The organism is Lactobacillus sp. wkB10, assembly GCF_000760615.1.
Classification (GTDB): Bacteria; Bacillota; Bacilli; order Lactobacillales; family Lactobacillaceae; genus Lactobacillus; species Lactobacillus huangpiensis.
On sequence record NZ_JRJB01000004.1, the window covers coordinates 21587 to 34994 of the forward strand.

A 13408-nucleotide genomic window follows, 5' to 3' on the forward strand; every position below is an offset into this window, starting at 1 on the left:
AAAAAAGTCAGAACACAACCTAATTTGCTTAATTAAAATTCGTAATTATCTTATCATAATCAAGCTTTTAAGTTAATTATTCGTATTTGTTGTGTAAATTGCTAATTATTATCCAGAAATCACTTTTATTGTTCTCTTTTTAAAGTTTTGCCTTAAGCAAAAAACGGCAGTAAATCTTACTGTCGCTCTTATTAATCTCTGTATATATTAACTATTATTTTATCCGAACATTTGGTTATTCTGTAAAGCTGATTTTGTCAGCAACTACTGGTTAGTAATTATCTTTCACAAAAATCTCATGATTCACTTTAGCTCGTCCGTTATTATAGTTAAAGGAATAACCCGGTTGAACGTTAAACAGATAAACATTAAAATCAAGTTCTCCGTCAGTTGAGACTGCCTGCAAGTTAATACCACGTGCCATTAATTCCTCTCCTCGAAAAATCGGCGTAGCTTGATAAATAACTTTTTTATTTTGCCTCAAAGCAACACGGATACGGCTTTCAAACATTGTTTGAATTCTTTGATTGGAAAAAGCAGACTGTGTGAACAAATTTTTAGGGTTATTTTGATCACCTGAATGATTGCGGGGATTGAAGTTGCCTTCAAAGTCAATACCGGCAGAAACTGAATACGCAATGAGGTGTCCACGATTATAAATTTGTGTGCCATTGCGGCGGTTATAATGCCAACCAGTTGGTTCAACGAATTGGCGAACCCTCAAATTATCGTTAGCAACATTGCGCTTTTGTAAAAAGGCTGTATTCGAATGAGATGTACGATTTAAACTGTCCAAATCAGAATAAATAACCCGATTAACACGCCAGGCATTTTTGATTAACGTGGAATGGTCATTATTTACAGTAATATAAGAAGAACTTCCACTTTTAAAGTTTAAATTAGCCAGTTTTTGGTAGTCTTCATGCGACAAGCCACCGTATACTTTAGCAGCAGGCTTGGCCTTATCAATTTTATTGCTTTTCTGGCGGTCACTGCGCGTGATCCTGTTCATTGTCTGGTGTCCGCTTGGGTCTGAGCCACCTTTAGTAGAAACAAACCACAACAAGAACAAGATAATAATGACTATTGCCCAAAAATCTCCATTTGTTGTTTTAGTTTTTCGTCTGCTCCTCCTGCGTGCCATTCACATTGCTCCTTTTTAATAATAATTAAGTATAGCTAATCGAACTGTTGTTTGCAACAGGAACAATAAAAAAGCAAGGTCAATGATCCCTTGCCTCTAATTTTAACTTCTGGCCCATTCATCCAGCATATTCAAAAAATAGCTTTCAGACAAGCGCTTAATCTTGCTGCCTGCATGATTAAATTCTGTTGCCTTCAATGCTTCCGGATTATTTTTACTGAAAAAGCCATCATCACTCATAATTAAATAATCTGTATCAGCTTTGACACCAGTTTGGGCTATGCCATTCATATTATTAACCATTTGAGCAGCTTCAGTGCCGTTTATTTCCACCTCAGGAGCAAAAGCAATCTTTTTATTATTAACCGGATTACGAAATCCTAATTCCCAGACTTCCAGTTCTTTCTCCAGCAAATCAATGTTTTTCAGTTTGCTTTGTGCTTTTTGCAATAGTTCTGGCGTAAAATGCTGGCGAAAATCATCATAAACTTTTTTAGTATCAAGGGAATCTTCCAGACCATGATGCTGTTCTACTTGTGCAATGCCTGCGCGCTGAATGCAGTCAAGCAAGCGATTGTGCTGCTGCGGATAATATACTCGAGCTAAACGCAACACATCGACATAATCGTTACTAAGCTCCGGCAAATGAAATTTTCGTGCTAAATCATACAAAAAATTGAGATCGAAATTGACGTTATAGCCAATGATAATATCGTCACCAATAAACTTGCGAAAAGCCGTCATTGCTTCTTTTACCGGTTTTCCTTCTTTAAGAAGCAGTTCTTCAGTAATACCATTTAACTTAGTGATAAAACTCGGCACATGATTTGACCGTGGATAAACAACCAGTTGACTAAACTCATCTACCACTTTGTTAGCACGCACTTTAACTGCACCAAGTTCAGTTACATGATCACGATATGGGTTTAAGCCTGTAGTTTCAATATCGAGCATAGTGTAGTCGGAAATGAAGTCAGGCCATTCCTGACCCTTGCCCCGGATCTTATCTTGAACGCCAGAAACATGCAGTACGCCATTTTTTACGTAAATACTCATTGAAATCAGCTACTCCATCACCAAATTATTGATTAAATTTGCTGCATCCGCGTTTGTACCAGCGCTGCGTTCTTGAATTTCCGGTAATAAATCTTCCTGCTTGAAGTCAGCAGCCACATAAGACCATTGCGGAAATTCTGCTACCAAATGTTCAATTGGTTCCCGTAATTGCGGGCTCGTTTCGTCAACTCCTAATTCCAAAAAAACAGTATTTTTATCTTCATTACCGGTTAAAAACCAGCGGAAACGAGTGTTAGCTTCAGTATCTGGATAAAAATGCTCATTAAGTGGCATATGTATTTCCAGTGGCTGACCACATACATCACATTTTGGTACCAATTCTTCTATGCCAGTATCAGGCTTTTTCCCAGCAATCTTTTGAACGACAGACTGACAATCCTTAAGTCCATGATTGATGCCGCTAGAACACTGCGCTTTAGTCCAGTCGCCAAACACATTAAAAATGCGTTTTTCATTAAAGCCGGCAGTTTCAAAAAAGTGACCAAATGCTGAGGTAGCAATAAAATACTGCTTGTTATCAATTAACTGCTTAAGTTTTTGCAATGTTTTACTAGGATGATAATCAAGTGAATACCTTTGAATAAGGTTTGACCATAACTGCCATTTCTCAGCCCATGAAAGCTTGTGCTCATCAAGAGCATATCCTACTGAATGAACATCATATTTTTGAACAATAGTGGGAAAATCACGTTCAAAATCTTCCTGACCCAAAAGGTCAAGTCCTTCGGTTTTAGCTAAGCCATTACCGGCAACCACTATCACAGTGTCAGCATTTTGCACTAACTGTCGTGCCTTATTCAAATTTTCCATTTAATTACCTTTTCTATTTTTGATTATAACCAGTAAATGAAACTTGGCCATCTTCAAATTCTCCTAAGAAAATATCACCAGTATCATCATAACCAGCTTGTTTGACCTGCTCTTTTAGCCAGTCTTCATCCTTATTAATAGATTCAAGCACATCTTGGTTGATTTGACCATCATTAATTAACGGAAAACGTACATTCTTCTCATCTTTTTTAATTACCGTTAATTGACCGTTCTTTTCAAAAATACAGTTTTTCACTTTATCAACAGAATAAATTCCTTGACTGCGCAATTTAAACATTAATTCATTAGCTGAAAGTCCAGCAGATAAACAATTTCGAGGCAAAACTTGACCATTTTTAATTATTTGAATTGGTTTGCCATCAATCAAACTGCGAATAAAATTGCTGTGCTCTCTGGCAAATTTTAGGATAAAGACCACTAAAGTCCAGACAATCAAAACCAGCAAAAACTGTAATACGGAAATATTGGCATTATAAATAACGCCTCCTATAATACCACCCAAAACATAGTTTTGCAGTTGATCCAGAGCCGTTGTGGGAGCAATATTGCTCTTGCCAAACACATTTATTTGAAAAATTAAAGTTAACACACCTAATACGAATTTAATAAAAAGCTGCGTATAATTCATTATTATTTTCCTCCTAATTCTTTACGTCGACCGTGTGGTTAATCACATGGGCCTGCTTTAAAGAATATGAATTGTTATCGTCATTTAGTTCCAGTTGATAGTCAATATCTTTGGAATCAACTCTGACAATTAGACCGTTTTGCAAAGTTGTAGAATTGACCATGACGTCCGAAACAGGAACCTTATGATCTTTAGCAACTGATTTAATAAAAGGCGCAATCTGCTCGGATTGGGATTTTACCACATTGGTTTGCACGTATTTTTCGTATTGAGTTCCCATAAATAAAAGTAAAAACAAAAGTGCAATAATGCCCAGGTCTCGGTAGCGCGTATCGAATCTATGCCTGAGATAAAGAACTGTAAAAGCAATCATCGTTAAAGCCGCGACCGCAATCAGTACATAGAGAATGGTTTTACTTGTATTTTGATTTTGCTCAATATATTTAAGTGTGTAAAAAGTCATGACATAATTACCTCTATAAAAAACAATTTATTCTATTTTACTGTAGTCAATACTTTTTAAGAAATTTCATATTAACTACCTTAATTATTACCAAATATAGCTAAAACATTTAATTCCTCCCATAAGCTTACTTCAACTGTGTTTATAAGCTCACCTATTATCAGTATAACAAAAAAGTAGTTAGAACCTGTCTAACTACTGCTTATTAATATTCAATTTATTTCTAGTTTTGAGAAGCACCTGTTGCTGCATCTGACTCAGTTTCTGCTTAAGCCTCTTCTTTTAAATACTCGCTAGCATCCATGTCTTTTAACCATTTGGGTTCAGCCATTTTTGTTCTCCTTAATCTTCATCTAACATACTAAACTAATTGTAACATGTAATCGCTTAATTTTAGGCATTACCTTAAATTAATTTTCATTTTTGGGATTTGTTTTTCTTTCTATTATAATGAGATAAAATAGAGACTAGTTGATAACGATTAAAGGAGAAAAATATGAAAACAGGTACCAAAATTATTACGCTGGATAATGGTTATCATTTATGGACAAACACTCAGGGTCAAGGCAAAATTCATTTACTGGCTCTACATGGAGGCCCCGGAGGAAACCATGAATATTGGGAAGATACTGCCGATCAATTAAAAAAGCAGGGCTTGGATGTGCAAGTAACGATGTATGATCAGCTTGGTTCCCTTTATTCCGATCAACCCGATTATTCTGATCCGGGAATTGCTAAAAAGTATCTAACATATGAATACTTCCTGGATGAAGTTGACGAGGTACGTGAAAAACTTGGTTTAGACAATTTTTATTTGATTGGTCAAAGCTGGGGCGGACTTCTGGTACAAGAATATGCCGTTAAATATGGTCAACATCTGAAAGGAGCAATTATTTCCTCAATGGTGGATGACATTGATGATTATGTCAAAGCCGTGAACCGTCGTCGCCAAGAAGTTTTGCCCCAAACTGAAATTGACTTCATGCATGAATGCGAAGACAATAACGATTATGGCAATGACCGCTATCAAGAAGATGTCAACATTCTCAACATTAATTTTGTTGACCGCAAACAGCCGTCTAAGTTATATCATCTAAAGGATATTGGCGGTTCTGCTGTATATGAAGCCTTTCAGGGTGACAATGAATTCGTGATTACTGGCAAACTAAAAGACTGGCACTTTAGAGACCAACTTAAAAATATTAAAGTACCAACTTTGTTAACCTTTGGTGAAAATGAAACAATGCCAATCGCTACGGCTAAAATTATGCAAAAAGAAATTCCGAATTCCCGCTTAGTTACAACTCCTGATGGTGGCCATCATCATATGGTCGATAACCCTGATGTTTATTACAAGCATTTAGCAGACTTCATCCGTCAAGTTGAAGCAGGAACTTTTAAAGGAGAATAACAAGTCCAATTATTTTTATGCAAGTAAAAGCATCTGAAAAACAAGCAGGCAACTGCTTGTTTTTTTGTTCACTTAAAAAAAGCTTACCTGCTAATTACTTTTTGCAAACATAATTAATTTTTCACTATATTTTAATCCTGTATAAAATAACAGTTTACAATAATATGCCTTTTTTTAAAAATAACAATAAAATATTTTTCTTCACTCATGAATTGACAACAATAAAAAACTATATGAAAAATAATCTAGTATACTTTTCACTTATTTAAATTTTAAGTTTTCCGTGATTAAAGCAATGCCTATAAAGGTATATATTTTTTTATTAAAGTTTAAACTTATAAATTTTAAAAGAATATATTTTTCGTCTAGACCAATTCATGTTATTATAAAGCTGACATATATTTAGAATACGGAATAAATAACTTGGAGAAAATAAAATGAACTTATTAATAGTCATCATTTTAATTTTAGGTGGCTGTTCGTACATTTTTGATTTAATTTGGACTCTTTATCTGACATTTAGCAATAATGTAAAGCAAGATAATTACGGCGAACGCTGTCGAGATTTCGATACTATGTTCTTGTTAATCCCAGCAATGAATGAATTTCAATCCTTACGAAAAAACATTCCTTATTTACTGGAATTACAAAAACAATGTGAGAGTTTTATCAAACTCAAGCTGGTCTTTATCGATGATGATTCTAGTGATGGTACCACTACTTTATTACAAAAATATGCTTATCATCCTAATGTCATAGTTGTACACCGCGTAAAACCTAATGCTCAACAAGGTAAGGGGCCAGCATTACAGGATACAGCCAAACGCATTGCCAAAATGAATTTTCCTGAAGAAAAAACTATTATTGGCGTCATAGATGCTGATAGCCACTTAGATGCAAATTACTTACGGCAAGTCGTATATGCTTTTAATCATTCTAATTGTGATTTGCTTCAAACAAGAGTAAATATTTATAATCTGGAGCATAATATCGCAGCAATGCAAAATTTTGAATTCACTATTTATAATTCTCTTCTACAAATGGCAAGAACTGATTGGGGTTCATCTTTAGCTTCCGGCAATGGTCAGTTCATGACCTTAAAAATGACCAATAACGTTGGCTGGTCATCATCATTATTGGAAGATTGCGAATTCTCCTTAAAAGGCTTATTAAAGGGTTACCGTGGTACTTTCCTAAATACCGTTAGCATTGGACAAGAGGGAGTTACAAAATATAAAAAGCTGATCAAGCAACGTACTCGCTGGTGCCAAGGCGGTTTTCAATGTTTAGGCAAATATAGCAAAAAGATTGTTAAATCTAAATCTATTCCTTCAATGGTTAAAACTTTTGTATTGCTCTTCCTGCTTATTCCAGTATTTTCAATGGTCACAACACCAGCCTCCGCAATTTCATTTATAGTTTTACTGCTTTACATGAAAACGAATGCCTGGATTAGCATTTCAATTATTGCAATTTTGCTAATAATAGAATATTTGACAAATACATTGTTAATACTAAAGCAATGGCGCGAAGCTAAGCTTGATGAACCGCTAAAATTTTCATATTTGCTAAAAATATTGTTTTTGATCGATTTTTACAGATGGTCGTTAGCCATAGTTCCATATAAAGCTTTGGGAAGAATTTTAGTTGGCAATCAGTCCTGGTCAAAAACTTCTCATACTTAACAAGGCAGAAAAAGGAATTAACTTCTATTTTTAAATATTTACATTCAAAAAGACTAATAAATTTGTGTATTGATAACCCAATTTATTAGTCTTTTGCTTTCTGCAAATTTTATGTAATTAGACATAGTTAATTGTCTTACTGTTCTCTATTTTCAATGACTCTTCTAAATTGCAGCCAGCTCTCACTAAAATTTGAAGTCAGCGAACCAGCTATCTTGTCGGGTGGGCAATCAGGATGCTTTTCAAGTAAATCCGTCATCCTTTCTTTTAATGCGGGAACTTTTTTCCAGTCACTGCTTTTAGCTGACCATGCTATGTGTTCAAACGGACTCATATGCTTTTCAGCAAGCAACCTTTTGCCCAAATTTGAGCCATTTCTGTTTTTCATTTTAGAACGGTCATGATAAGAAATTCTGGCACACTCTGAAGCCGATTGCAAAAGCACTGGCTCAAGCCTTTCCCATGATAACAGATCATTTTCTTCAACCTCGATAAAGGGAACATGCAATATTCTCTTTTTCAGTGTTCCATACTTGGGACTTGCTTTAAGAACAGCTTTAATCAAAATTGCAATAGTTTCCATTTCCGGCTGGACGCCAGCAGCAATTCGCAAATCCAGAAAATTTTGCCAATAAGTTGACGTTACCAAAGTTTCATGCCACATCCATGGTTCAATCAATCTGTTGCAGTCTTGTTTATGGACATCATTCCATGAAGCTGGAACTGCATCATTTTTATATGCTTTATCATACTTGTCAGCAAACTTTTCCCAGTCACTAGCTTCAGCATCGTAGGGGACTTCTTCTTCATTCATTAGCTGTCGAAACATACCCAGAACGGCTTCATCTCGGGAATGCAGCCAATTTGCAGTAGATCTTTTTGCCCTTTCCGAATCAGCAAATGGCCCTGTCATACCCTTGTGATTAATAGTCCATAGTGGAATCACAGGTTGCTCCATTACTGGCTTGACGGTAGTCTTTATGCTTCTGGCTCTGGAAGAGGCACTGTTTCTGCTGAAAACCCGATGAGTATTCCACTCGGGAAGAATAAATCTGGGAAACCTGACAATCATAGTTGTAACTCTGTCTGGTGTAATTAAGTTTTCATTCTCAGAAAACTCTCTGTTGATTGAATCTTTTACAATTACAGCAGAATAGCCTCTAAGAACTGGATCCTTATACCTTGCGCAGATGGTCTTGGCACCATTTTGGGACCAGGGCATTTGCTCTTCTTCCACAATCACTGATGACCAATCTGGTTTAACTTCACAACTATTATTGTGCACTGTAGTCATTTATATATCTCCTCATTAATTTATTAAGTCACAGACTATAATCATTATTAATCTATCTGTTACTTTAAACAAATGACCTGCATATATAAACAAAAAAGAATTTATAGTTTCCCAACCTGCCTATAAATTCTTGCTTTTTACTATTTTTGCCCAAATTTTTGATGCTAAGGCTCGTTATCGTGCTTTATTTCAGGTGCCAGTAAAAAAATACTAATTACTGTAACTAGCAAAAGTTCAATAGCTGAAACTCCAATGCCTGATCTTGAACCTATTTTTTTAGCAACAAGACCGCCTAAAAGATAGCCCAAAGAGTTTACTCCAATTAGCACTGTTTTATAGATACTCGTAACCCGCCCAAGATATTTTTGTTCAACTTGCTGTTGCCTATTCGTGATGATACTTATATTAATAATTGATTCAATTATAGAAACAAATGCAATTGCTAAAACCATTGTTGGTACATTTTGGTCCAGCGCAAAAAGGGCACGAAAAAGAGCACCTGCAAAAATTAGCAATACAAACAATAGATTAAACTTAATGTGCCTATTCAACCAATTGACCACCAAAGTACCAATTAAGGCACTGACAGCTGCAATCGCTGAAATTATTCCAATATTTTGAGAGGAAAGTTTTAATTGCGTACGTAATATTATGAGGCTATCATTATCAAAATTAGCTGACACAATATTAACTAGTGCAGCTAATATTAACGGATACAAAACAGAACGAAGATTAAGGGTATATTGCAGACCTTCCTTTATATCTGTTTTTACCGTTTTAAGTGCAGATTTAAGAGCTGTAAAGCCGGTAAAAGCGGTAAATTTAGTTTTCAGGTTGATACTTTTTTCCAGTAAAAGGCTAATTAGGTAGAAAATTGCACAAATAACAATTAAAAGGCTATGTGAAATATATTGATATAATATTCCGCCTACAATAGGCAATGCAAAATTAGCTGCATATTGTATGCCGTAAACCAGACTGTTTAATTCTGAAAAATCCTTCTTTTCTACTAAAAAAGAAACAAAAGTAATTTCTGACACCGTATTAATTGTGTTTGTCACGCTGACGACAAGTGATACCGCATAAATAATTAAAATCATGCAATTCACGGTTAGCTGGAATGCAAATGATACCGAAAGAACCAAATAACTGATTAATCTAATCAAATCACTAAAAATGAGAATCTTTTTAACATCTAATTTATCCGTTAAAGCACCTGCCGGAAGACCTAAAACCAAAATAGGCAATGTTTCAATAATAGAAATTACTGATAAGTGAATACCATTTTTAGTGATATCAAGTACCATCAACGGCAACGCAAATGACATTAAAGAGCTGCCCAAGTTATCGGTGATCACTGACAAAAGGTATAGTTTGTTGTTGTTACTTTTTAGTATGTTTTGCATTTGAACAAATAGCAGCCTTTCTTTAATTAGTGTCAATTTCTTAAAATATTAAAGCGTTAATTGATCTAACAATCATCTAAAACCTTGAGATTGTTATGCATTCCCTGCTTATTGTTCTAATCATCATTGATCTAACAAGCACCTAAAACGTAATCAGTTGCTTTCTCATTGCCTTTTAAGTTCTAATCATCATTGATCTAACAACCACCTAAAACTAATGGCGCATCCCACAGCCCAGCATTTATGTTCTAATCATCATTGATCTAACAACCACCTAAAACCATGCTCAAGAATGAAAAGTCTACCTAGCAGTTCTAATCATCATTGATCTAACAACCACCTAAAACCTTCATCAAGGCACTGTCAAACAACAATAAGTTCTAATCATCATTGATCTAACAACCACCTAAAACTCCCCCCTGAACAATGGTTTTATCAATTTCGTTCTAATCATCATTGATCTAACAACCACCTAAAACCCTAACAAGGCAACCCCTTGCTTATCGTTCGTTCTAATCATCATTGATCTAACAACCACCTAAAACATTTATGACTATGATGATGAAGATTTAACTGTTCTAATCATCATTGATCTAACAACCACCTAAAACCAGTATTTACCAATGTTTGTGCTGGTATTAGTTCTAATCATCATTGATCTAACAACCACCTAAAACCATTGCCTTGCCATATTTGTCCTTGCCGACGTTCTAATCATCATTGATCTAACAACCACCTAAAACTGTCCTACCTGTCCCAAACTAGTCTTGATTGTTCTAATCATCATTGATCTAACAACCACCTAAAACCGTCCTGAAACATTTTAATCGTTGTCGTTTGTTCTAATCATCATTGATCTAACAACCACCTAAAACTCTTGATAAGGAACATCCTGGTAGAATTTTGTTCTAATCATCATTGATCTAACAACCACCTAAAACCATAGTCTTTGCCTTCTGTAAAGGTAATTAGTTCTAATCATCATTGATCTAACAACCACCTAAAACAAATTATTGCTATCTAAAGGAGCAAGATAAGTTCTAATCATCATTGATCTAACAACCACCTAAAACTTAACCGTAAGCTTGTCTTTCAATACTTATGTTCTAATCATCATTGATCTAACAACCACCTAAAACGGTTGAGACAGCCACGAGCTAATGGCTACGGTTCTAATCATCATTGATCTAACAACCACCTAAAACGTTTGCAACGGCATTAATTGCGTCTGCGCTGTTCTAATCATCATTGATCTAACAACCACCTAAAACCAGACGGCAGCTTTCACAATCCTAATGAAAGTTCTAATCATCATTGATCTAACAACCACCTAAAACGCCCCCGTCGGCTTGCCTTACATTCTTTAAGTTCTAATCATCATTGATCTAACAACCACCTAAAACGCATTTATTATCGCAAACGGTTTAAGTTTAGTTCTAATCATCATTGATCTAACAACCACCTAAAACTGCTGTGTTTGCATAATTACTAAGCACCAAGTTCTAATCATCATTGATCTAACAACCACCTAAAACCGATATTTTATAATCTGATTTTAATCTTGATGCTAGTACCAATCGATTAGATCCTTATCGATATAGTAAAAAGGTATGTCTTTAGATATTGCCAAATTTTCTTTTGTCGTGAATTCAATTACAACCAAAATTAAATTCATTTCTGTAACAAGACTAGCTAACTCTTGCCACTCCTGTTCTTCCAAGTAATGAGCTACATTACAAATAACAGGAATTGATTTTAAATTACACGTCTGGTGAATTTTTAAAACTGTTTCTATTATACCATATGTACTGAGTAGCATTGATTCATCAAAATGAATTTCTGTAAATTTAAGCAATTTTTTTAAGTCTTCATCAAAATTAATTGCTAAAGGTAAATCTTCAAGTAAAAGTGAATCCTGCAAGGTTGATTCTAAATTATAAAAAGACTTAATCACCTTATTACGATTTTCTTCATCTAAATTTTTTAGATAACTACTTACAATATGAGGCATATATTTTTTAGTGATATCTCCACTAAGTAGTGGGTCGCCAATAAAATCAAAAGTTTTACTTACTTCAAGGGCACTATAATCATCTTCTGAACAAATTAACATCTTGTTTTTTCCTTGAAAGCCTTGAATTATATCACGGTATGCAATTGGGCTTTGCAAACCAATAACTTTTATTCCTGAATTTTTAAATACCCATTTTTTATGGGTCGCATAGGTTAAAATCATAAAATTACCGTCCTATCTGACGTATTACGCACATCATCAATTGGTTTGCCAAGTAAAAAATGCATGTCATTATATTGCTTTTCCGTAACCATTAATGACTGGACTAGACCTCCTCGAGGTAGAAACTTCCTAATACGATTTTCCAAAAACTTAGCGGTTTGTCTAGTAACACAGACTCGAACATATACTGAAAACTGGACCATCAGAAAACCTTCATTAATCAGCTTTTTATGAAATTGGCGATATTCTTTTCGTTCTTCTGCCGTTTCTGTTGGCAAATCAAACATTATCATTAAGCGCATTATTCGGTACCTCATTGGTCAAACTCATCTCCATTTCTGGCAATTCCTTACTATCCCCACTTAGAAATTTTAGACATTCTCGCACATAAACTGTAATAGCATTTGTCAAAAGCGTCTTTTTACCATTAAATTTTATTTCTAAACTTAAAAGTTCAACTAGCCCATACTTAATATCTGGCGTTAGTTCTTTGATTTTTTCATGAGCCTTAACCCAATAATCAACAAATGGTCGAAAGGGTTCCATTAGATCCGAGGCCAAATTAAACTGGTTTTCCTGTGAACAGTGGTGAATACCAAAATATGTCAGATAGCCATTCATTGCAATTTCACGGTTAAAACTAGAAAGCAAAATGGCATAGCCATAATCTAGAGCTGCATTAACAGCACTGGTATCACGCCTAACAAAATTTTTATCAAATAAAAGCATAAAGTATTTACGCGCTGCAATTGCTTCCCGGTTACTTTCATCATTTATTTCCAACTGATCCAGTTCACTCTGAACTTCCTCCTTATTCAAATGATAATTATCTAAAACTGCAATCTGATTTTTGATCTTTTGACTAACAATTCTTGTCCACAGTAATTCTTTTAAATGCTCATCCCAATTAAATTGTTGCGTTAATTTAGCCATATTTCTTGTTCCTGGATAATAAACAGCTGTTTCTACCACCGGATTATCTTTTTCATCTACAAATATAACTTTGGTTTGATTTTGTGCCAACTTACTAATGAGTGAACTGGTGATCACTGCCTGTGTAGTTGAAACAAGCAACAAATTAATATCCTCAATAGGAATTTGATTTATTCCATCACGAGTTTGTACAATCATCATTTGCATTGAATAAGTCAATTTAGCATGCTGCGTGATGATTACTGATCTCCATCCCATATTTCCTCCTTGTATTTTTAAAAATAAATGTTATACTATAGT

Annotated in this window: 12 protein-coding genes and 1 CRISPR repeat array; of the genes, 2 read left to right on the top strand and 10 right to left on the bottom strand. The window is 34.8% G+C overall.

The genetic code is table 11. The features are described 5' to 3' along the window. Nucleotides 1-271 precede the first annotated feature (271 nt). The 5 genes from LACWKB10_RS03455 to LACWKB10_RS03475 all read right to left on the bottom strand — a co-directional run bounded on the left by LACWKB10_RS03455 (nt 272) and on the right by LACWKB10_RS03475 (nt 4143). Nucleotides 272-1144 (bottom strand): DNA/RNA non-specific endonuclease, encoded by an 873-nt coding sequence (locus LACWKB10_RS03455; protein WP_034978804.1) that lies wholly within the window; start codon nt 1142-1144, stop codon nt 272-274. A 102-nt stretch (nt 1145-1246) separates the two neighbouring features. Further along, nucleotides 1247-2200 (bottom strand): exonuclease domain-containing protein, encoded by a 954-nt coding sequence (locus tag LACWKB10_RS03460; protein ID WP_034978806.1) that lies wholly within the window; start codon nt 2198-2200, stop codon nt 1247-1249. 9 nt (nt 2201-2209) lie between these two features. After that, nucleotides 2210-3031: a hypothetical protein gene (locus LACWKB10_RS03465; protein ID WP_034978808.1), complete on the bottom strand. Its 822-nt coding sequence runs from the start codon at nt 3029-3031 to the stop codon at nt 2210-2212. A gap of 13 nt (nt 3032-3044) precedes the next feature. After that, the gene (locus LACWKB10_RS03470; RefSeq protein ID WP_198214002.1) at nt 3045-3680 is read right to left on the bottom strand and encodes a DUF421 domain-containing protein; all 636 of its coding nucleotides are present in this window, start codon (nt 3678-3680) and stop codon (nt 3045-3047) included. 13 nt (nt 3681-3693) lie between these two features. Beyond that, entirely contained in the window at nt 3694-4143 is a 450-nt protein-coding gene (locus LACWKB10_RS03475; protein ID WP_034978813.1) for a DUF3290 domain-containing protein, read from the bottom strand. Nucleotides 4144-4639: 496 nt separating this feature from the next. Here LACWKB10_RS03475 and LACWKB10_RS03480 point away from each other — a divergent pair, with 496 nt between their 5' ends. Together LACWKB10_RS03480 and LACWKB10_RS03485 are read left to right on the top strand one after the other, a co-directional pair. Continuing rightward, complete coding sequence (locus tag LACWKB10_RS03480; RefSeq protein ID WP_034978815.1) at nt 4640-5554, top strand: proline-specific peptidase family protein; 915 nt, start codon at nt 4640-4642, stop codon at nt 5552-5554. Nucleotides 5555-5991: 437 nt separating this feature from the next. Next, nucleotides 5992-7239, top strand: a complete 1248-nt coding sequence (locus LACWKB10_RS03485; RefSeq protein ID WP_052060266.1) for a glycosyltransferase family 2 protein — start codon at nt 5992-5994, stop codon at nt 7237-7239. Nucleotides 7240-7375: 136 nt separating this feature from the next. On the opposite strand, the gene LACWKB10_RS03490 is transcribed toward LACWKB10_RS03485, so the two are convergent. The 5 genes from LACWKB10_RS03490 to cas1 all read right to left on the bottom strand — a co-directional run bounded on the left by LACWKB10_RS03490 (nt 7376) and on the right by cas1 (nt 13366). Continuing rightward, nucleotides 7376-8533, bottom strand: a complete 1158-nt coding sequence (locus LACWKB10_RS03490; RefSeq protein ID WP_034978817.1) for an FAD-dependent thymidylate synthase — start codon at nt 8531-8533, stop codon at nt 7376-7378. 164 nt (nt 8534-8697) lie between these two features. Next, nucleotides 8698-9939: an MFS transporter gene (locus LACWKB10_RS03495; RefSeq protein WP_081945340.1), complete on the bottom strand. Its 1242-nt coding sequence runs from the start codon at nt 9937-9939 to the stop codon at nt 8698-8700. Nucleotides 9940-9986: 47 nt separating this feature from the next. Next, a CRISPR array of direct repeats spans nt 9987-11474; the repeat unit is 36 nt; unit sequence GTTCTAATCATCATTGATCTAACAACCACCTAAAAC. 32 nt (nt 11475-11506) lie between these two features. Beyond that, nucleotides 11507-12175: a type II-A CRISPR-associated protein Csn2 gene (gene csn2, locus LACWKB10_RS03500; RefSeq protein WP_034978819.1), complete on the bottom strand. Its 669-nt coding sequence runs from the start codon at nt 12173-12175 to the stop codon at nt 11507-11509. Further along, complete coding sequence (gene cas2 / locus LACWKB10_RS03505; RefSeq protein ID WP_034978821.1) at nt 12172-12477, bottom strand: CRISPR-associated endonuclease Cas2; 306 nt, start codon at nt 12475-12477, stop codon at nt 12172-12174. The genes csn2 and cas2 overlap by 4 nt, the downstream gene beginning before the upstream one ends. Further along, nucleotides 12455-13366: a type II CRISPR-associated endonuclease Cas1 gene (gene cas1, locus LACWKB10_RS03510; protein WP_034978823.1), complete on the bottom strand. Its 912-nt coding sequence runs from the start codon at nt 13364-13366 to the stop codon at nt 12455-12457. The genes cas2 and cas1 overlap by 23 nt, the downstream gene beginning before the upstream one ends. Nucleotides 13367-13408: the final 42 nt, after the last annotated feature.